Genomic DNA, 18,935 nt, shown 5'->3' with positions numbered 1-18,935 from the left:
GGTCTCGAACACGGCCACTCGAACGGAGACGACCGTTTGCCTGGGCAGGCTTGTGCCGCGAACACACCGCCGGGGCCGCTCCGGGGGCGAGGTCGTCAGAGAAACTGCCTTCCCCCGTCCACGATCAGCGTCTGCCCAGTCACGAAGGCGCTGCCGGGCGAGGCAAGGAAGAGGGCCGCCCCCACCACGTCCCCCGGCTGCTGGGCGCGGCGGATGGCTCCCCGGTCGACGCCGTAAGTTTGTGCTCCCTCCATCAGCCCCAGGCTGGCCTCGGTGAGGGTGAAGCCCGGGGCGATGGCGTTCACGGTGATCCCGTCCGCGCCGAGTTCGCGGGCCAGCACGCGGCTGAGGGCGATCACGCCTCCCTTGCTGGCGACGTAGTGCGCCCAGAGGGGACTGCCGCTCATGACCGTGGCGCTGGCGATGTTGATGGTGCGGCCAGCCCCACGGGCGCGCAGGTGGGGCGTCACCGCACGGGCGCACAACCAGGGGCCTTTGAGGTTGACGCCCATCACCCGGTCCCAGGTGGCGGGGTCGATCTCCGTGAACGGGGCGCGTTCCAGTCCGCCGTACAGGCTGGGATTGTTGATCAGCACGTCGATACCGCCGAACGCCCCCGCGACCTCCTCGGCCATGCGGAGGGTGCGCCCCTCGTCGGAGACATCCACATGGACGCCCACGGCCTGCCGGGTGTCGGCGTACTGGCGGCGCACGGCGTCGGGGCGCGCGGCGGCGGCGTAGGCGAGGAGCTTTTCTTCCTGGGCGGCCTCGTAGGTGGGCTCCAGGCGCAGCACCGCGTCACAGGTGGCCTGGGCCTCGGTGAGCTGGCCGGAGCGGCGGTAGAGGCTGGCGAGGCGGGTCATCGCCGTGAGGTGCATGTCGCGGAACCAGGCGCGGCGGCCCCAGCACCATTCCAGGGTGGCGTTTGCCGAGCCGTCGAGCGGAACGTCCGCCAGGAACTCGCCGGTGTACAGGCGCTCGGCGGACTGGTACGCCAGAATCGCCTCCGAGAAGTCGTTGGCGGCGTCCAGGGCCGCGCCCTGGTGGCACAGCTCCTGGTACATCGGGACATCGAGCCAGGTGTGTTCCGGCACGTCGAGCAGGTAGCGCCCGTACTCGTGGCGCAGGAAGGTGCGGCCCTCGCCCCCCGGCTGGGTGAGCACCTGCCGCAGGCAGCGGACCAGCAGGTAGAGGCGGCCCAGGCCCACGTCGAGGTCGTCCGTGTCGGGCCATAGCAACTCCACGAGTTCCTCGGGCGTGGCCCCCTCCTCGGCGCGGAACAGCAGGAACGCGAACAGTGGCCGCAGCTTGCGGGTGGAGGCACCTGGGCCCCGCCATTCCAGCGGCGTGCCGTCCTCGCGGTACACGCGCAGGCCGCCGAAGGTCCGAATCTTCCACTTGCCGCCCGCGCCCCCCACGATGACCAGGGGCGGCAGGGTGTCCAGCGTGTAGTGGGGCTGAACCGGCGACGGGGTTGTGGCGGACTGCGGGCGCTCCTGAAAGGCCGGGTCGAGCCCTTCCAGCCAGTGCCCAAAGTGCGCCCGTTCGTCCTGGCGGGTGATCAGGCGCGGCGGCACGAAATGCGGGTTGCCCAGCACGCGCCCGTCCGGGGCCAGGACCTGCGGGTGCAGGTGCAGGCTCGCCAGCAGTTGCCCGCCCAGCATCAGGTGGCGGGGGTGCAGGCAGAGAAAAGCCACCGGCAGCTCGGCGGTGAGGTCGTGGACGCCCGCCTCGTACTCCTGGTGGTACACGGCCCCGGCGGGGGTGCGGACGGCCCAGCCCAGTTCCACCATAATCAGCACGCCCGCCGCCCCGCCGTCGAGCGCCTGCCCCACCTGCGCCCGCAGCCGCGTGAGGATGGTGCTCACCCGGAAGGGCGCGGCGTGGAAGCCCAGTTCGGACGCGGGCCGCACGTCGCCCTCCCAGTCGCCCAGCTCGGCACGAACGCGGTCCACCACCCCATCGTCCGCGATGTACAGCCAGGCCCAGCCCCGCTCGCGGTATGTCTGAATCTGCTTCCGCAACAAACCCCAGGGCCGGGTGTGCCCCTCGTCGTACACGGCGAGGTGACGGCTCACGCCCCCTGCCTCCCGGTAACCAGGGCCAACTTTCCTGGGCTCACGGTGACTCCAGTGTAGGGGGTCGTCTTGGGGGCACCCCGGCTCATCTGCGGAGCGTGGGACCCTCGGGCTGTGGGCAGACGATGACAAAGGCCAGGGGGGCGGAAGGAACTCCCCTCCGCCCCCCGCCGACCGTTAGCGTCAGGACCTGCCGGGCTTGACCGGGAGGCTGGTGCTGAGCTTGACCTGCCCGCCCCCGACCTTCATCACGTACAGGGTGGCCGCCTTGCGGTCCCCGACGCTGTTGAAGCTGGCCGTGCCCGACAGCAGCCCGCTGAAGTTGCCCTTGCGGATGGCGCTCTCCACCTGGGCGCGGGTGGGCGCTTTGTTCCCGTTGGCCTTCGCCGCGTTCAGGATGCCCTGGAGGACCACCTTGGCCGCGTCGTACCCGTATACCGCGAAGCCCTGGGCGGGCTGGCCGAACGCCTTCTGGTAGTTGGCGGCGAAGGTCTTCGCGGCGGGCAGCGCCTCCACCGGGGCCGCGCCGGTCGTGAAGTACAGGTTCTCGGCGCCCGGCCCGGCGATCTTGAGCAGTTCCAGGCTGTCCAGCCCGTCCCCGCCGACGACCGGGGTGGTGACGCCCGCGTCGCGGAGCTGGCGCAGGAACACGCCCACCTGGTTGTAGATGCCGCCGAAGTAGATCGCGTCGGGGCGCTGGAGCTTGATCTTGGCGACGATCCCGGAGAAGTCGTTCTTCTCCTCGGTCCCCTCGTTCGCCACGACCCGAACGCCCTTCGCCCGCAGCGCCTTCTCGACCTCGTTCGCCAGCCCCTCGCCGTAGGCGGTCTTGTCGTTGAGAATGTAGACCTTCTTCGCCTTGAGGGTGTTTTGGATGAAGCCTGCCCCCGCCGGGCCCTGCGCGTCGTCGCGCGCCACGATGCGGTTCATGTTGCTCAGGCCCCGGTCGGTGACGTTGTTCGCGGTGCTGGCCGAGCTGACCATCGCCACCCGGCTGGGGGCCAGGGCGGCACTCACCGGAATGGTCACGCCGCTGTTCAGGGCCCCCACCACGGCGAGGACCTGACGGTCGGCGGCGATCTTGCGCGCGGCGGCGGTGCCGGTGGCGGGGTCGGCCTGGTCGTCGAAGGGCACGAACTGGAGGGTCAGGCCCAGCTTCTTAAACTGCGGCTGGTACTCACGGACCGCCAGCTCGATGCCGTTGCGGGCCTGGGTTCCGATGGCGCCCTGCCCCCCGGAGAGCGGCGCGAGGCTGGCGACCTTGATGGTGCTCTGGGCGCTGGCACCCCCGAGGGCGAGGGCGGCGATCACGGTCAGGGAGGTCTTCGTTTTCATCGGTGCTCCTGGAGAAAGGGGATGGCGTGAGGGAATGTGACGCTGAATCCCGGGGAAGTTTAGCTACGGTCGGGAAACGCTTGATTGCCCAGGTGTGAGAAGGCCCGTCCTGCGTTCAGGAAGTGGGGACGGCCCGCGGCGCGGACGATGTGCTCCGGACCGTAGAACTGGGGCAGCGTCGCCGACGGTGCGGCCCGCTGGTCCCACGCCCCGGGACGAAACCTCAGGCGTTGTAGGTGCTGCTCGCCGTCGTGCCGCCGCGTCCGGTCCAGTTGGTGTGGTGGAACTCGCCGCGCGGGCGGTCCACCCGCTCGTAGGTGTGCGCGCCGAAGTAGTCGCGCTGGGCCTGGAGCAGGTTCGCGGGGAGGCGGGCGGTGCGCGAGCCGTCGTAGTACGCGAGGGCACTGGAGAAGGCGGGGGTGGGAATCCCGCCCAGCACCGCCATGCTGACCACCTGCCGCCACGCCCCCTGCGCCCCCGCGATGGCCTCCCGGAAGTAGGGCGCGAGGAGCAGGTTGGGCAGGTCGTGCTGCTCCCCAAACGCCTCCGCCACCCGGTCGAGGAAGGCCGCCCGGATGATGCACCCCGCCCGCCACATCCGCGCGACGCTTGCGAAGTCGAGGTGCCACCCCGCGTCCTGGGCGCTGAGCTTCAGCAGTTGGAAGCCCTGGGCGTAGGCAGCGATCTTGCTCGCGTAAAGGGCCTGCCGCACCTGCTCCACGAAGGCGTCCCGGTCGGGGACGGACACGGGTGCCTCCGGGTCGGGCAGAAAGTGGCTCGCCGCCACCCGCTCGTCCTTGAGGGCACTCAGCGCGCGGGCGAAGACGGCCTCCGCGATGGTCGCGGCGGGGCTCCCCGCGTCGAGGGCCGCCACGCTCGTCCACTTGCCGGTGCCCTTCTGCCCGGCGGCGTCGAGAATCACGTCCACCAACGGTTGCCCCGTCGCCTCGTCCGTCTTCGTCAGGATGTCGGCGGTGATCTCGATCAGGTAGGAGTTCAGCTCGCCCCGGTTCCACTCGGCGAAGACCTGGGCCAGTTCGGGCGGGGTCAGGCCGCCGACCTCCCGCAGGAGGTGGTACGCCTCGGCGATGGTCTGCATGTCGGCGTACTCGATGCCGTTGTGAACCATCTTCACGAAGTGCCCGGCGCCCTCCGAGCCCACCCACTCGCAGCACGGCGTGCCGTCGGACGCGCGGGCGGCGATCCCCTGAAAGATCGGCTTGACCGCCTCCCACGCCTGCGGGTTGCCGCCGGGCATGATGCTGGGTCCGGTCAGCGCTCCCTCCTCCCCACCCGAGACGCCCGTGCCGACGAAGAGCAGACCCTCGGCGGCGAGCTCCTTCGTGCGCCGGGTCGAGTCGGCGGGGTGGCTGTTCCCGCCGTCGATGATGATGTCGCCGGGTTCGAGGTGGGGCTTCACGAGCGCGATGAAGTCGTCCACCGCCTGTCCGGCCTTCACCATCAGCATGACCTTGCGCGGGGACTTGAGGGCCGAGACGAACTCCTCCAGGGTGGCCGCGCCCACGATGGTCTGGCCCCTCGCGCGCCCCGCCGTGAACTCGGTGACCTTGCTGACGGTGCGGTTGAAGGCGGCGACCGTGAAGCCCTTGCTCGCCATGTTCAGGATCAGGTTCTCGCCCATCACCGCCAGCCCGATCACGCCGATGTCGGCCTGGGCGGGATTCTGGGCGGCGGGGACGACCTCCGGGGTGGGCTGGGTCATGACAGTCTCCTTTCGCGGTTCGGGGGGAGCAGGCCTTTTTCTTAACCGGGTGCGGCATGTCCGCGCCGACGACAGCGAGCTTGGATGTCTTGCTGGCTCTTTCGACCCTCTCCCCCTGCGGGACTTGCAAAGCTGCGAAGCAGAGAGGGCGTTGCGAAGCAAAGGGTGAGGGGGCGTGTGACCAGCCAAACCTTCTCCTCAGAGCCAAGCGAAAGAACTGCTCTGGGTTGATAGAAAAGCCTGCACCTTCCGGACCGCTGCGAATGAGGGTGGGCGCCGAGGGTTACGCCGGTTCAGTCGGCGCCGGGTCGGCCAGCTCGGCGGCGAGGCGCTGACTGATCTCCTCCAGCGGTCGGCTGATGTCCACGGTGAGGGCGCCTCTCGGCACCTCCAGCGCGGCGAACTGGCTGTCGAGCAGGGTGACGGGCATGAAGTGCTGCCGCGCCCGCATCCGCTCGGCGATGAGTTCCCGGCTGCCCTGGGCGAAGACGATCCGCACGCCCTGAAGGTCACCGATCAGGATGCGGCGGTAGCTTTCCTTGAGGGCGGAGCAGGCGAGCACCACCGGCTTGTCCCGGCGCACGTGGTCGGCGATCATTTCGTGCAGGGCCTCCAGCCAGGGCACGCGGTCCTCGTCGGTCAGGGGAGTGCCGCGGCTCATCTTCTCGCGGTTCGCGGCGGGGTGGTAGTCGTCGGCGTCGGCGAAGGCCCACCCCAGCCGCCCGGCCAGCGCCGCCCCGATGGTGGTCTTGCCGCTGCCCGACACGCCCATGACGATGACGGCGTTCGTCTTCACGGCAGACTCCAGGGCCAGTTCACGCACGAGCGCACCTCGGGGAAGAGGACGATATCCGCCTTGCCCTTGAGGGTCAGGGTGGTGACATGTGCGGGGTCACCCAGAAGCCCGGCGGCGAAGCGCAGGGTCGCCCCGCTCACGCTCACGTCGTCCACCAGCAAGACGCGTTTGCCGCCTAGGTCCATGTCGGGCGGGAGGAGCAGCCGTGGCTCGTCGCCGCGCGGCTTGTTGTCGTCGTCGCGGTAGTTCACCCGCATCACGGTCAGCGGGACGCGCAGTTGGTGGGCGACGAGGCTGGAGGGCACCAGGCCGCCCCGGGCGATGCCCACCACCAAGTCCACGTCCGGCAGGTCGGCGCCGTGCAGGCGGTCGCTGATCTCGGAAAAGGTCAGCGTGACTTTGGCAGTCGCCGTGGTCATTCCTCCCCCCTGTACCTGTACAGTGTCTCCCCGGCCTTACGAACGAGCAGCACGCCCTCGTCCTCGCGGCCTTCGTAGTCGTCGAGGTTGATGGAGTCGGGGTCGAGGTAACCCAGGTTCAACCGGGCGCAGTCCTCGGGGCTGACGCGGCTGGCGAGGGTCACCTTCACGCGCGGCACCTCGTGGCCGTCCACACACTCGCCGTCGCCACGCACGTGGGTGCTGTGGGCGATCACGCCGAGCGGCACGTGGTCGAACTTTTCCCACTGGTTCAGGAAGTACGGTACCGTGTGATAGCCGATCTCGGAGATGTAGCGCCCGTGGACGACGCTCACCTCCTCCAGGTGCGGTGCGTAGATCACCAGCTCGCCGCCGTCGGCGAGGGCGGGGTCCAGCTTGTACATCGCCTTGCCCGCCGTCCACAGCTCGTCGTACATCGGGGGCGCGGCGGACAGGATGAAGCGGTAGGGCTGCTCCACCCAGACGATGTGCCGCTCGCTCGACAGGTCCGCCGCCGCCGACCAAGCCTCCAGGTGATCACCGACGAACATGCCCCCCAGCCCCTTGCCCTGCACCACCAGGGCGATCAGGGTGAGGGGCGTCTGAAGGTGGGTCGCCGCCTCGTGGATCAGGGCGCGCACGGGCGTGTCCTTGATGCCGATGGTGCCGCGCACCCCTGCCAGGGCGCCGAGCCAGTGGGTGACGTTGATCATGTCCGCGCCGCTGATCCCCGGGAAGAGGTACTTCGCCCCGCCCGAGAAGCCCACCACCTCATGCGGGAAGGTGGGCCCGAGAATCACGAGTCTATCGGCCTCCACCGCCGCCCGGTTGATCAGGATATCCACGTCGCCGCCCAGGGTGGGGTGCCAGCGTTCCCCGGCGATCTCCTTCACCTTCTCCTGCGTCACGGTGCCGATGCTGACGAGCGTTTCGGGGTCGGCCCACTCGTGGTTCAGCAGGCGGATGTGGCCGTACTTGCCTTTCCGCTCCTCCTCGGTCAGGCCGAGAATCTGGCGGATGTGCTCGTCCGTCATCGGCGGGTGGGTGCCCAGCGCCACCATGAAGTCGAGCTGCGAGGCGTCCGAGAGCACGTCTGCGAGCAGGCGGAACAGTTGCGGCAGCGGCAGGGTGCGGGTGTGGTCGGGGATCAGGACGAGGACCTTCTGGCCCGTGAAGTGGCCCCGCAGCGGCTCCAGGGTGCGGGTAATTGTCCCCTCATCGAGGAGTTCGCCTGGAGGGGCAACGGCTCGGGCCAGAAGGGTCACCGCGACAACTCCTTTTCGCCGCGCTGGGGACTGGACACGGCCTGGCCGGAGGACGGCTCGCCCTTTGAGGGGCGGTCCACCCAGAACTCGCGCAGGACGTGGGCGGCCATCTTCGGCGTGCGCTGGCGGGTGAACACGCCCTTCATATTAAGCCCGCCCACCCGCATGATGCTCTGCACGGCGGCGAAGTCCGCGAAGTTCCAGACCTGCATCCCGGCCACGTAGTCGCGCTTCTCGGCCTCCTCGAGGTGGAAGCGGATGTAGTCGGCCTGGTACTCCTCGGTCCACATGACGGGCGGCTGGCCGTGCATCCCCGCCATCGTGTCCGCGCCGAACTCGGTCATGATGATGGGCCTGCCGAACTGCTCCCACAGGCGGTCGAGTTCCGCCGTCAGCCCTTCGCGCGCCTCGCCCAGTTGCCCGCCCAGGATGTACCAGCCCCAATAGCGGTTGATGCAGATTACGTCCGTCTCCGCGAGCCAGGCGGTGGGGCCGCCCATCAGGCCGACGAGGGTGACGGGCCGCGTGGGGTCGAGGTCCTTGGCCTGCCGCAAGAGGGTGTTGAGGAACTTCTCGCCGCGCTCGGCGGTGGGGTCGTCCTTGAACTCCTCTTTCGTGCCCGCCCCGGCGAGCCTCAGGTTGCCGGGCATGGGCTCGTTCGCCACGCACCACATCACCACCGAGGGGTGGTTCTTGTCGCGGGCGATCAGTTCGTCGATCTGCTGCTGGCACATCCGCAGCCGGGCGGCGACGTTCTCCTCGTTCTCGAAGTTCAGCGAGACGGCGGGAATCTCGTCGATGATCAGGAAGCCCTCCTGGTCGGCGAGCATCATCTCCTCCTCGGAGTACGGGTAATGGCTGGTGCGGTAGGCGTTCGCGCCCGTCCAGCGCATGAGCTGATAGTCCTTGACCAGCAGGGGCAGGTTCAGCCCCTTGCCGCTGGCGATGAAGTCCTCGTGCCGCCCGAAGCCGTTGAGCTTCACCGGCTCGCCGTTGAGCAGAATCTTCCCGCCCTCCACGGCGACGGTGCGGATGCCCACCTTGAGGCTGTAGTGGTCGTCCTCCGTGCGGACGTGCAGGTCGTAGAGGAAGGGGTCCTTGTCCGACCAGCGCCGGGCGTTCGGGACGCGCAGCTCGGCCTCGGCCACCCCGTTCTGGAAGGTCAGGTCGGCCCCCAGGTCCCCCAATTCCAGGCGGCCCGTCCCGGCGTCCGCGTGGACCGTCACCCTGACCACGCCGTCCGTCCCCTGGAGGTCGGTCACGACCCTCACGTCCTGGATGTGCCGCTGCGGCACCGAGTACAGCCAGACCGGGCGGTGCAATCCCGCGAAGGGGAAGAAGTCATAGGTCGTCTTGGGGTAGGACGCGAAGGCGCCGATGGCCGAATCCATGTTCCCCGACGGCACCCGCTGGGGCGAGAGGTTGTTCTCCACGCTGACGGCGACGGTGTTTTCCTCGCCCCACCGCACCTGATCGGTGATGTCGAACTCGAAGGGCAGGTGCCCGCCCTCGTGCGCGCCGACCTTGGTGCCGTTCACGTACACCTCGGCGTAATAGGGCGCGGAGCCGACGCGGATCATGACCCGCTGACCCCGCCAGCCACTCGGCACGTAGGTCTTGCGGACGTACCACGACAGGTCGAGGTAGTTGAACAGGTCGGCGTACTGCTCGTTCCAGCTTCCGGGCACGGCCATCGGGCGGACCTCGCCGCTCAGGCCCCCGGCCCAGCCCTCGGCCTCGCCCACGTGGTTCGGGTCGGTTCGGAAATCCCAGATGCCGCTGAGGTCGAGGCGGTTGCGCTTGTCGTTCTGGACGGGATAAAGCATGGGGGTGCTCCTTTCGCGAATCGGTGAGGGAGGCGAGCCTGACCCACCTCCCTCGGGGGTTCAGTCGGTGGCGGTGGCGGTGGCCCTGACCAGGGCGTCCATTCGGGCCTTGTCGCGGGGGTAGGTGCGGTAGAACAGGAACCAGTACAGCGCGTTGACCGCGTAGGGCACGGTGACGAGCCAGAAGAACACCGGGCGCAGGCCGTACTGCTGCGCGAGCCTGCCGAGGTACAGCGACAGGATGGCCGCGATGCCTCCCTGGATGAAGGAGAACAGCAGCGCGAACGAGGTCGAGCGGTACTGCGGGGGAACGACGGTGGAGACCATCGGCAGCACGCAGCCGGAGAAGCCGATGGAGCCGATCAGCCCGAAGATGAACCAGATGCCGTAATCGAAGGTCCGGCTGGGCCAGTCGATCTGGGTGGCGAGGAAGCTCATCCCGGCGAAGAGCACGAGGTAGATCTGCATCAAGACGATGCGGCCCTTGTCTCCCATCCTCTTCACGAAGGAATCGCCCATCAATCCGCCGAGAAAGGAGCTGATGCCGAAACCCGCGATAAAGGTGGTGTAGAGGTAGGTCGCCTCGGTGGGGCTGTAGCCGCGCACATCGGTGAAGAAAAAGATCATGAAGGCGAGCAGCACCAGGCTGGTGATGAGCAGCAGTTGCACGGCGAGCAGCGCCATCGTCGGAATAGCCAGAATTTTGGGCACGTCGGCGAAGCGGAACTGGTCTTCCTTGCCCTGGCGCAGGCCCGCCTTCTTGAGGGCGTCGCGGGGGTCTTTCACGAAGGCCCACACCATCACGCCGGTCAGGAGGCCGATGCCGCCCATGATGTACATGCCGTAGCGCCAGCCCTCGTTGTCGGGGATGTTCCCCAGTTGTCCGAGGACGGGCGTGATCACCAGGCCCAGCAACGTGCCCACGGAGCGGAGCGTTCCGAACGCCTTGCCACGTTCCGTGTCCTTGTACAGGTCGGAGAGGATGCCGTTGCTGATGGGTTCTGCGGCCACGGTGCCGATGAGTCCGATGCCGTACAGCAGCAGAAACTGTTGATAGGACTGCGCGAAGCCCGCCGCCAGCGTGAACACACCCCAGAAGGCCGTGATGATCAGCACGCTCTTGCGGCCCCAGCGGTCGGCGATCATGCTCCACAGCGGCCCGAAAACCATGCGAGCGACGCGGCCCAGGGCGGTGATCACACCGATCTCGGCCAGGCCGATGCCGAAGCCGTTGCGGATCAGCGGCCCGATCACGTTGAGCAGGCTGCCTTCCGTGTTCTCGATGGCGTTGAAGAATGACAGCGTGCCCACCGAAGCGCCGCGTGACCTGCGGGCCTCGTTCAGGACGGCCTCCTCCGGGGTGGGCGGCAGCGGGGGCTGAGGCGTCTGGCCGGGCAACATGGTCGTCATGGCTTCCTCCTGAGTGAGGGGGCGAGGCGGGGAAGAGGGCCGCATCCTTGGGCAGGGCCAGGGGCGCCTGCGCGGTCGGTCACTTCAGGTCGAGCCGGTACGCCCGCACCGCCAGGTCATGCGCCGCCAGCCGGGCCAGGTGCCGCGCCTCTTCGGGGGCGAGGATGCCCCGTCCCACCTGCCCGGCGAGCCAGTTGCAGACGGTTCGGCGCCAGACCTCGTGGCGGGCGGGGATGCTGGGGAAGGCGCGGGTGTCGTCGTTGAACCCGGCGGTGTTGTGCAGGGTGGCCGTCTCGGTCACGGCGTCCAGATAGCGCTCGATCCCCTTCACGCTGTCGTGGAACCACCACGGCGGCCCGAGGCGCAGGCTGGGGTAGTGCCCGACCAGGGGGGCAAGTTCGCGGCTGTAGGTGGCCTCGTCCAGGGTGAAGAGGATGGCGTGCAGCTCGCGCCCCGGCGTGTGGTTGCCGAAAGCGTCCAGCAGGGGTCGCAGGCCCTCGGTCCAGTTCACCCGGTGCGGGATGTCTGCCCCCATGTCCGGGCCGTACTTCTCGAACAGTTCCCGGTTGTGGTTGCGGGTGGAGCCCACGTGGAGCTGCATCACCAGGCCGTCTTCCTCGGCGCTGAGGCGGGCCTGGTCGAACAGGGCGTGCCCCTCCAGGCGCCGGGCCTGCTCGGGTATGAGGCGACCTTGCAGGGCGAGGGTGAACAGGCTTTCCGCCTCGTGCTCGGAGATGGGGGCGATGTCCGCCGTGGCCGCGCCGTGGTCGGTGGCGGTCGCTCCGGCAGCCTTGAACGCCTGACGCCGCTCCCGCAGGGCGTCCAGCAAGTCGCGGTAGCTGCCGATGCTGCGGTCGGTCACCGCCTCCAGCTTCTCCAGCCGCCCCTTCCAGCCCGGTAGATTCATTTGCAGCAGGCCGTCCGGGCGGAAGGTGGGGATGACCCGGTAGCCGTCCGCCTGCGCCCTCTGGTGGGGTTCGGTGCTGTCCTCGGCGGCGTCGGTGGTGGCGAGAATCTCGATGCCGAAGCGGCGGAACAGGGCGCGCGGGGTGAACTCCGGCGTGTCGAGGCACCCCTGAATCTGGTCGTAGACCTTGCGGGCGTTGCCGGCGTTCGGCTTTTCCTTCACCCCGAACAGGCGCGTCAGCTCGATGCGGAGCCACAGCCCGCTGGGGGTGCCGTCGAAGAGGTGGAAGTGCGCGCAGAACACCTCCCACGCCTTCAGGGGGTCGTAGCTGCCGGGGGCCTGCCCCACGCCCAGCGCCCCGGGCGGCACCCCCTGGCTGTACAGCAGGCGGAAGAGGTAATGGTCGTACTTGACGAGCAGTTCGGTGGGGTTGGCGAAGCGCGCGTCCGGGTCGGCGAGCAGATTTGGACTCACGTGCCCGTGGGGGCAGACTAGCCCCAGACCCTCGACCACGCGGTAGAGGTCCAGCGCCGTGTCGCGCACGCGGGCGCCTTGCCCGAAGAGGAAGTCCTCGGGGACGCTCCAGTCGCGGGAGGTCATCGTCAGACCCCTGCGAAGGCGCTGAAGCCGCCGTCCACCGGAACGATAATCCCGGTCACGAAAGCGCTGTGCGGCGAGACCAGCCAGCGCAGGGTACTCGCGAGGTCGCCCGGCTCACCGAAGCGTCCCTGCGGCGTGTGGGCCAGGACCGACTGTGCCCGGGGCGTGGGACTGCCGTCCCCGTTCAGCATCAGGTAACGGTTCTGCTCGGTCAGGAAAAAGCCTGGCGCCACCGCATTCACCCGCAGGCCCCGCCCGTACTGCTGCGCGAGGTTCACGGCCAGCCACTGGGTGAAGTTGTCGACGGCGGCCTTGCTGGCGCTGTAGCCCAGCACGCGGGTGAGGGGGCGGACGGCGGACATGCTGGAGACGTTCACGATGACCCCCTGGCCGCGCTCGCACATTCCCCGCGCGAACGCCTGGGTGGCGGCGACCGTGCCGATCAGGTTCAGGTCGATGACCTTCTCCACCGCGCGCAGGTCCACGTCGAAAAAGGTGGTGTCCGGCGTGGTGGACGCGCTGGGCACGTTGCCCCCGGCGGCGTTGATCAGGATGTCGGTCCCGCCCGCCCGGTCCACCTCGGCGGCGGCGGCGTGCATCGAGGCCGGGTCCAGCACGTCGAACACGAGGGGTGTCAACCGGCCTTGCAACTCGGCCCGGTTCGGGTGGCCCTCCAGCACCTCGGCAATAGCTTGTTCGGAACTCTCGGCGGTCCGGCCCCCGACGTACACCGCCGCGCCGTCCTCCGCCAGCGTCAGGGCCATCACCCGGCCCAGGATGCCGCTGCCGCCCGTCACCACGGCGCGCTGACCGTGCAGGGGCCCGCTCACCCGTCCACCTCCCCGGGAAGGCGCGGCGTCCGCCGATGGTGCGAGACGCGACTGGGGCTCGCGGCGGGAGAAACGGCCCGGATGCACGGGGAGAGTTGACGCATAACCACCTCTGCTGAGGAGTGTGGCTGGGAGAGTGGGAGCCTCCACCGTAGGGCAGGGCGAGGCGGAGGCGTCGTCTCCCAGCGGGACGGACTGTTTTTGGAAATCGGTTTCCCAGAGATTAGGCTACGGTTGATCTCGCTGTCAAGCGGTTTCCGGAACGCTACAGTCACGGAGGCGTACAGCCCGACCGAAAATCGTGTCTAATACGAGCAGAAGTTTCCCAGCCTATCCCGAGACACCCGCCGTCGTCGCCCGTGTGCGCCCATCTCACCCAAGCAGAGGCCGTCATGACCAAACGCAAGAAACCGACGATTTCCGACGTGGCCCTGGCGGCTGGGGTGGCCCGCTCCACCGTCTCCAAGGTCGTCAACGGCACCCAGAAGCTCCAGCCCGAGACCGAGAGAAAGGTTTGGGAAGCGGTTTCCAAACTCGGCTACCAGGCCAGCCTCCACGCCCAGATCCTGAGTACCGGGAGGACGCGGGCGCTGGGCATCGTCTTGCTCGACATCCTCAACCCGCACTTCACGGCCCTGGTCAAGGGGGCCAGCCAGGTGGCGGCACAGGCCGGGTACGCGGTGCTGCTGGTGGACGCCCAGGAAAGTGCCCAGCGCGAGAGCCAGCTTATCGAGACGCTGCGCGCCCGCACCGACGGCCTGATCCTCGCCGGGTCCCGCCTGAGCGACGAGGAACTCCGTGAATTGCACGACCCGGAGCGCCCCATCGTCACGGTGGGCCGACCCGCGGCGGGGCTGCCTGCCGTCACCGTCGCCGAGGAAACGGCGGCCTTCCAGCTCACGAGTCACCTGATCGCCCAGGGCCGCCGCCGCATCTGTTACCTGGCGGGCCCGCCCTTCTGGGTGGACGCCGGGCGCGAGCGGGGCTACCGCGCCGCCCTCACGCGGGCCGGGCTGGACGCCCAGGTCGTCCGGGCCACGTCCCCCGACGTGCCGGGCGGCGAGCAGGCGAGCGCCCAGCTCCACCAGGGCCGGGAGATGCCCGACGCCGTGGTCTGCTACAACGACCTGATCGCCATCGGCCTGATGACGGCCCTGGGCGCCCAGGGCTTGCGGATTCCGGAGGACATCGGCGTGGCGGCCTTCGGGAACCACCCGCTGGCTCCCCATCTGTCCCCGCCCCTGACCCTGATGGAGATTCCCAGCCAGGGGCTGGGGGAGGACGCCGCCCGGCTGCTGCTCGGCCTGATCGACCTCCCCCAGGCCGCCCCGCCGCCCCAGCGTTTCGGGGTGCTGCGCGTCCGGCAGTCCACCCGCCCCCTGGTCCTCTCCGGCCCGGCACAATAGCCCTATGTCACGTCTCACGGAAACGACCGTCCTCGTCACCGGCGGCGGCCAGGGCATCGGGCGCGCCTTCGCCCTGCGCTTTGCCGCGGAGGGGGCCCGCGTGGCCGTCAACGACCTGAGGGAGGAAGCCGCCGCCGCCGTGGCCGAGGAGATCGGCAGAAATGGGGGAGAGGCGCTCGCCGTGCCGGGCGACGTGTCCCGGTCCGGAGAAGTGGACCGGATGTTCGGGGAGCTGGAGCGTGAGTGGGGGCCCGCGGGGGTCCTGATCAACAACGCGGCGATCACCAGCGACCAGCGGCATTTCCTGGAGGCGGACGAGGCGTGGTGGGACACCCTGCTCGGGGTCAACCTGAAGGGCGTCTTCCTGTGCTCCCGCCGGGCCGCGCCCGCGATGGTCGAGCGGCGCTCGGGGGTCATCCTGAACGTGTCGAGCGGCGGCGCCACCCGCGCCCACCGGGGCTTCACCGCCTACGACGCCGCGAAGGGTGGGGTCGAGGCCCTGACCCGCGCGATGGCGCTCGACCTGGCGCCCTACGGAGTGCGGGTCAACGGCGTGACGCCCGGCTTCATCAACACCTACGGCCTGAGCGGCGAGGACCTGAGCACCCGCGAGGGGGTCGTGCCGCTGGGCCGCTACGGCACCCCCGAGGACCTGACGGGCGCCGCCCTCTTCCTGGCCTCGCCCGACGCGGCCTACATCACGGGCCAGTTCATCGTGGTGGACGGCGGCGTTCTCGTGCAGCAGCGTTCGGCGAACGTGGATACCTTCCCGCTGAGCCGCTTCCCCAAACGGTGAGGGCGTAACGGCTGGGCGTCGGCGGCTGGCGGTTCCTCCTCTCCGTCTCGCTCGTCCAGGCGTCCTGGTCGGCGGTGCCCGCGTCCGGGCTCTCCCCGGTCTCGTCGGGGGGAGAGGGGAACGTGTCCGGCTCTTGCGGTTTACCCGTGCGCTGCGAGGTGTCCTCGGTCCTGCTGCCCGTGGCTTTCGCTCTCTCGTCCGTCATTCGGTTCTCCTTGGGATGGTGTGGCTCAGCCTGGGAACTCCGGGGGACGGGCCGCCTGGGGAGGTGGGAAGGCGTGAAGTCGGGAGTCAGCCCGCCCGCCCGAAAACGCCCGTCCAGAGTTCGCGTCTGCCGTTTGTCCTCGAAGGTCCTCCCAAACTCGGCGTTCCGCCGCTCCACTCAAAAGCTGGCGGAAGCCCGGGAGAAGCGGTCCAGGGCGAAGGCGCGCAGATCAAAGCGCATGTGTTCGTCAAGCACCCGTTGTGCCATCGCCTCGCCAATGGCGGCAGAATGCTTGAACCCGTGCCCGGAGCAGGGCGAGGCGATCAGGATGCGGTCGCAATCCGGGTGGTGGTCGAGAATGAAGTCATGGTCGGAGGTGGACGTGTATAGGCACGTCGCCGCTCGCAACAGGCGTGGACTCACCCCGAGCAGGCGGCCCCGCACGTGCTCGCGGTACATCGCCTCCCCCTCGGCCACGCTGACCTCACGGTTCACGTCCTCGGGCGAGGTCGGATCGGCGATGGCGGCGGCGGCGACCTTGACGCCCGCCGCGAGCTGCGGAAAACCGTAGAAATAGTCGTGGTCGCGGGGACCGTGACTCCAGATGAACACGGGGAAGTGCTCGGGGGAGTACGCGCGGGCACGCTCCGCACCTTCGGGCTCGAACCAGTACAGCACCCGGCGCTGGACCCGCAACAGCCGCCGGAGCGCTTCCCCCAGCAACTGGGCCGCCCACGCGCCCACGCTGACCACGACCCGCCCGGCCCGGTACTCACCCCGCGTGGTCCGCAGCCGAACACCGTCCCGAAGGGGCTCGATCTCCAGCACTGTTTCATCCGTGTGGATGTCCGCGCCCCGGTGGCGGGCCTGTTCGAGTTGGGTCCGCACACAGGCTTCAGGATGGACCACGCCCGCGCCCGGTTCGTAGTAGCCGCGTTCGCCGCCCCGCAAGCCCAGTTGTGGAAAGCGCCGGGTCAACTCGGGGGCCTCCAGAATCTCGTGCGGAATGTCGTAACGCCGTGCGGCCCGAATGGTGCGTTCCAGGAAGCTGGCCTTGGAGGGATGGGGAGGCTCGTCGAGGTGGCTGCTCAGGATGAGGCCCCCGCACGTCAGCATCAACGCCTCGCCGGTGGCGGCTTCCAGCTCACGCCAGATCTCGTGGGAGCGCAGGACGAACGGCACATACGCTTCCCCTTCGCCGATGGCCTGCCGGGTGATCCGGCTCTCGCCGTGGGTGGAGCCGTGGGTGTGAGGGGGCGCGAAGCGGTCGATCCCGATCACCCGCGCGCCGCGCTTGGCCAGTTGATACAGGCTGGCGCTGCCCACCGCGCCCAAGCCGACGACGACGACCTCTGCCGTGTCCATTCCTCAAGCTTACGGTCCTACGGGGGATCGAATGCACGGGTGCCGGCGTGTGTTCGGTCTGGGCAGAGACCGGCGCAGGTGTCGCCGCGCTCATGGGAACATGATCGACCTGAGGGTTGACGGCGCGTGGCACCCCGAAGGAGTGTCTGCCGAGGACACCTATCCAACAGGACACGAGCGAAGCACGTTGCCAGGGCGTTGTCTCGTTCCCGCCCCTCGACGGCTGTTTTCGGGCGCTTGAGCCTATGACGCGTGAAGGGGCCGTGCGACCGTCCATATCGCCCTGCGGACACGGGCCCTCCCCGAGGTGTCGCTCGGCAGCTCCCCTCAGCGCGGCGGCGGACCGGGCGAACCCGCCGGGTAGTCCTCCAGCGGCACCCGGTTCTCCGCCCACGCCTGCAAGACGGGCGTGAGCACCCGCCAGGACTCCTCGGCCTCGTCGCCGCGGATGGACAGGGTGCTGTCGCCGGTCAGCACGTCCATCAGTCGGTGGTCGCGGAGCCGAAGACCTGAGAGTTCCCCGGAAGCTTGCCCGCGTCGCGCAGCTCGGCGAGGGCGGGGAGCAGGAACCGGCCCGCGAGGTCGCCGGTCGCGCCGAACAGCAGGAGTCTCTCGATCATGTGCCCCACCCCTCCTGGTGACCGGCCACCTAACCGGCGAACTCGCGCACGGATTGGCCCCGCACGCCGACCTCCGCGCGGAAGAGGGACCCGGCCAGCGGGTCTTCGCCCGGCTCCAGGTTCTCGCGCGACGTGGTGACGTAGAGCGTCTCCAGCCCCGGCCCCCCGAAGGTGCAGGCCGTGACCTTCCTCGCGGGCAGCTCGATCACGCCCGCCAGTTTGCCGTCCGGCGCATAGTGCCGCACCGCGCCCCCGCCTGCGAGGGCCACCCACACGCCCCCCTGCGAGTCCACCGTCAGGCCGTCGGGCCGCAGCCTCTCGTCCGTGAGGTCCACGAAGGTCCGCCGGTTGGTCAATCCCTTGTTCCGGTCGTAGTCGAAGACGGAGACGCGGAAGGTCGCGGTGTCGTTGTAATAGGCCAGCATGGCGTCCGGGCTCCACTCCAGGCCGTTGGAGACGGTGACGCCCTCCAGCACCACCTCGACCGTGCCGTCCGGGTTCAGGCGGTAGAGCTTGGCGGCCCCGGGTGTCTGGTCGTAGGCCATCGAGCCGCAGTAGAAGCGCCCGTCGGGGTCGCAGCCGCCCTCGTTCATGCGGATGCCGGGGTCAGACCAGACTTCCGGGAGCGTTCTGATCGTCCCGTCCGGGTCCTCCAGCGCGAAGCCCCGCTCCACGCCGATCACGGCGCCACCCCCACGGCGGGGGCGCAGGGCGGCGGCCACCTTACCGACGTGCTTGCGGCCCACCGAACCGTCCGCCCCCAGCGACAGCACGTCCCCCGCGAGCATGTCCACCCAGCGCAGGCCGCCCCAGCGGTCCGACCAGACCGGGCCCTCCGCGTGGTAGGCCACCGGGTCGGTCACCTGTTCTGCGCGCATCCCCTCACCTCCGGAGTTTGCGGTGCCGCTACAGCACCCCGCCGCCCAGAAACAGCCGCAGCGCCGCGAGGGCGATCAGCACGAGGTTCAGGACCTGGCCCTGCCGACTGCGGCCCACCGCGCCGAAGATCAGCCCCAGGATGGCGAGCGGCAGGGTCAGAAACCAGTTCGTCCAGCCCAGCAGCGGGATGAAGCCCAGCAGCAGCGCGAGGGCCGCGAGGACACCGGCGACGATAGACAGCGTGTTCCACATAGCAATTCCTCCGGGTGACGCCCCCGCGTCCCTCGAATCTTCCCGCCTCGACCTGTCGGATATACCACAGTCCGGCCCACGCTTTCGCCGAAGTCCGCAGGTGTCCGACCTGACCGGACCATGAGCTACAGATTTGCACGTTTTACTCGGGTTCTCACTTTTCAGACAGCTTCGTCCTCCACCCTGAACGGACCCCGCGTCAGTCTGCCCGCCTGCCGACTCC

Annotated in this window: 17 protein-coding genes; 2 read left to right on the top strand and 15 right to left on the bottom strand. The window is 69.2% G+C overall.

What is annotated here, in order from left to right; genetic code table 11:
- Window positions 1–95: 95 nt before the first annotated feature.
- From A7B18_RS11495 to A7B18_RS11450, 10 genes are all read right to left on the bottom strand, one after another.
- Entirely contained in the window at window positions 96–2,078 is a 1,983-nt protein-coding gene (locus tag A7B18_RS11495; RefSeq protein WP_180970124.1) for an SDR family oxidoreductase, read from the bottom strand.
- A gap of 183 nt (window positions 2,079–2,261) precedes the next feature.
- A complete protein-coding gene (locus tag A7B18_RS11490) occupies window positions 2,262–3,413 on the bottom strand; it encodes a branched-chain amino acid ABC transporter substrate-binding protein (RefSeq protein WP_102126837.1) in 1,152 nt (383 codons plus the stop codon).
- Window positions 3,414–3,636: 223 nt separating this feature from the next.
- Window positions 3,637–5,136, bottom strand: coding sequence for a decarboxylating NADP(+)-dependent phosphogluconate dehydrogenase (gene gnd / locus A7B18_RS11485; protein WP_102126836.1), 1,500 nt, complete (start codon window positions 5,134–5,136; stop codon window positions 3,637–3,639).
- 283 nt (window positions 5,137–5,419) lie between these two features.
- Window positions 5,420–5,959: a gluconokinase gene (locus A7B18_RS11480; protein WP_245872845.1), complete on the bottom strand. Its 540-nt coding sequence runs from the start codon at window positions 5,957–5,959 to the stop codon at window positions 5,420–5,422.
- The gene (locus tag A7B18_RS11475) at window positions 5,929–6,351 is read right to left on the bottom strand and encodes a phosphoribosyltransferase (RefSeq protein WP_102126835.1); all 423 of its coding nucleotides are present in this window, start codon (window positions 6,349–6,351) and stop codon (window positions 5,929–5,931) included. The genes A7B18_RS11480 and A7B18_RS11475 overlap by 31 nt, the downstream gene beginning before the upstream one ends.
- Window positions 6,348–7,616 carry a lactate racemase domain-containing protein gene (locus A7B18_RS11470; protein ID WP_219722126.1) on the bottom strand — a complete coding sequence of 423 codons (1,269 nt, stop codon included), beginning with the start codon at window positions 7,614–7,616 and terminating at the stop codon, window positions 6,348–6,350. The genes A7B18_RS11475 and A7B18_RS11470 overlap by 4 nt, the downstream gene beginning before the upstream one ends.
- The gene (uidA, locus tag A7B18_RS11465; RefSeq protein WP_102126834.1) at window positions 7,613–9,442 is read right to left on the bottom strand and encodes a beta-glucuronidase; all 1,830 of its coding nucleotides are present in this window, start codon (window positions 9,440–9,442) and stop codon (window positions 7,613–7,615) included. Before uidA ends, A7B18_RS11470 begins: the two co-directional genes overlap by 4 nt.
- Before the next feature lie 60 nt (window positions 9,443–9,502).
- Complete coding sequence (locus A7B18_RS11460; RefSeq protein WP_180970123.1) at window positions 9,503–10,852, bottom strand: MFS transporter; 1,350 nt, start codon at window positions 10,850–10,852, stop codon at window positions 9,503–9,505.
- 79 nt (window positions 10,853–10,931) lie between these two features.
- Window positions 10,932–12,359 (bottom strand): glucuronate isomerase, encoded by a 1,428-nt coding sequence (gene uxaC, locus A7B18_RS11455; RefSeq protein ID WP_102126832.1) that lies wholly within the window; start codon window positions 12,357–12,359, stop codon window positions 10,932–10,934.
- 2 nt (window positions 12,360–12,361) lie between these two features.
- The gene (locus tag A7B18_RS11450; RefSeq protein ID WP_219722125.1) at window positions 12,362–13,189 is read right to left on the bottom strand and encodes an SDR family NAD(P)-dependent oxidoreductase; all 828 of its coding nucleotides are present in this window, start codon (window positions 13,187–13,189) and stop codon (window positions 12,362–12,364) included.
- Window positions 13,190–13,581: 392 nt separating this feature from the next.
- Between A7B18_RS11450 and A7B18_RS11445 the strand changes: the two genes are divergently transcribed.
- Window positions 13,582–14,595, top strand: a complete 1,014-nt coding sequence (locus tag A7B18_RS11445; protein ID WP_102126831.1) for a LacI family DNA-binding transcriptional regulator — start codon at window positions 13,582–13,584, stop codon at window positions 14,593–14,595.
- A gap of 4 nt (window positions 14,596–14,599) precedes the next feature.
- Entirely contained in the window at window positions 14,600–15,391 is a 792-nt protein-coding gene (locus tag A7B18_RS11440) for an SDR family NAD(P)-dependent oxidoreductase (protein WP_102126830.1), read from the top strand.
- Between the two features lie 382 nt (window positions 15,392–15,773).
- On the opposite strand, the gene solA is transcribed toward A7B18_RS11440, so the two are convergent.
- From solA to A7B18_RS11415, 5 genes are all read right to left on the bottom strand, one after another.
- On the bottom strand, window positions 15,774–16,961 hold the full coding sequence (gene solA, locus A7B18_RS11435) for an N-methyl-L-tryptophan oxidase (protein ID WP_102126829.1): 1,188 nt from the start codon (window positions 16,959–16,961) through the stop codon (window positions 15,774–15,776).
- Window positions 16,962–17,288: 327 nt separating this feature from the next.
- The gene (locus tag A7B18_RS11430) at window positions 17,289–17,444 is read right to left on the bottom strand and encodes a hypothetical protein (RefSeq protein WP_102126828.1); all 156 of its coding nucleotides are present in this window, start codon (window positions 17,442–17,444) and stop codon (window positions 17,289–17,291) included.
- The gene (locus A7B18_RS11425; protein ID WP_102126827.1) at window positions 17,444–17,581 is read right to left on the bottom strand and encodes a hypothetical protein; all 138 of its coding nucleotides are present in this window, start codon (window positions 17,579–17,581) and stop codon (window positions 17,444–17,446) included. The genes A7B18_RS11430 and A7B18_RS11425 overlap by 1 nt, the downstream gene beginning before the upstream one ends.
- Window positions 17,582–17,610: 29 nt before the next feature.
- Window positions 17,611–18,459 (bottom strand): SMP-30/gluconolactonase/LRE family protein, encoded by an 849-nt coding sequence (locus tag A7B18_RS11420; RefSeq protein ID WP_102126826.1) that lies wholly within the window; start codon window positions 18,457–18,459, stop codon window positions 17,611–17,613.
- Window positions 18,460–18,487: 28 nt separating this feature from the next.
- Entirely contained in the window at window positions 18,488–18,712 is a 225-nt protein-coding gene (locus tag A7B18_RS11415; RefSeq protein WP_102126825.1) for a hypothetical protein, read from the bottom strand.
- Window positions 18,713–18,935 lie beyond the last annotated feature (223 nt).

The organism is Deinococcus planocerae (genome assembly GCF_002869765.1).
In the GTDB taxonomy this organism is placed as follows: domain Bacteria; phylum Deinococcota; class Deinococci; order Deinococcales; family Deinococcaceae; genus Deinococcus; species Deinococcus planocerae.
The sequence above is the reverse complement of the archived record's forward strand: the minus strand, read 5'-3'. Positions and strand labels throughout refer to the sequence as shown.

Coding starts and splice junctions, on each gene's coding strand:
- A7B18_RS11490 (WP_102126837.1), bottom strand. CDS start 3,413: ATGAAAACGAAGACCTCCCTGACCGTGATCGCCGCCCTCGCCCTCGGG.
- gnd (WP_102126836.1), bottom strand. CDS start 5,136: ATGACCCAGCCCACCCCGGAGGTCGTCCCCGCCGCCCAGAATCCCGCC.
- A7B18_RS11475 (WP_102126835.1), bottom strand. CDS start 6,351: ATGACCACGGCGACTGCCAAAGTCACGCTGACCTTTTCCGAGATCAGC.
- uidA (WP_102126834.1), bottom strand. CDS start 9,442: ATGCTTTATCCCGTCCAGAACGACAAGCGCAACCGCCTCGACCTCAGC.
- A7B18_RS11460 (WP_180970123.1), bottom strand. CDS start 10,852: ATGACGACCATGTTGCCCGGCCAGACGCCTCAGCCCCCGCTGCCGCCC.
- uxaC (WP_102126832.1), bottom strand. CDS start 12,359: ATGACCTCCCGCGACTGGAGCGTCCCCGAGGACTTCCTCTTCGGGCAA.
- A7B18_RS11445 (WP_102126831.1), top strand. CDS start 13,582: ATGACCAAACGCAAGAAACCGACGATTTCCGACGTGGCCCTGGCGGCT.
- A7B18_RS11440 (WP_102126830.1), top strand. CDS start 14,600: ATGTCACGTCTCACGGAAACGACCGTCCTCGTCACCGGCGGCGGCCAG.
- solA (WP_102126829.1), bottom strand. CDS start 16,961: ATGGACACGGCAGAGGTCGTCGTCGTCGGCTTGGGCGCGGTGGGCAGC.
- A7B18_RS11430 (WP_102126828.1), bottom strand. CDS start 17,444: ATGGACGTGCTGACCGGCGACAGCACCCTGTCCATCCGCGGCGACGAG.
- A7B18_RS11425 (WP_102126827.1), bottom strand. CDS start 17,581: ATGATCGAGAGACTCCTGCTGTTCGGCGCGACCGGCGACCTCGCGGGC.
- A7B18_RS11420 (WP_102126826.1), bottom strand. CDS start 18,459: ATGCGCGCAGAACAGGTGACCGACCCGGTGGCCTACCACGCGGAGGGC.
- A7B18_RS11415 (WP_102126825.1), bottom strand. CDS start 18,712: ATGTGGAACACGCTGTCTATCGTCGCCGGTGTCCTCGCGGCCCTCGCG.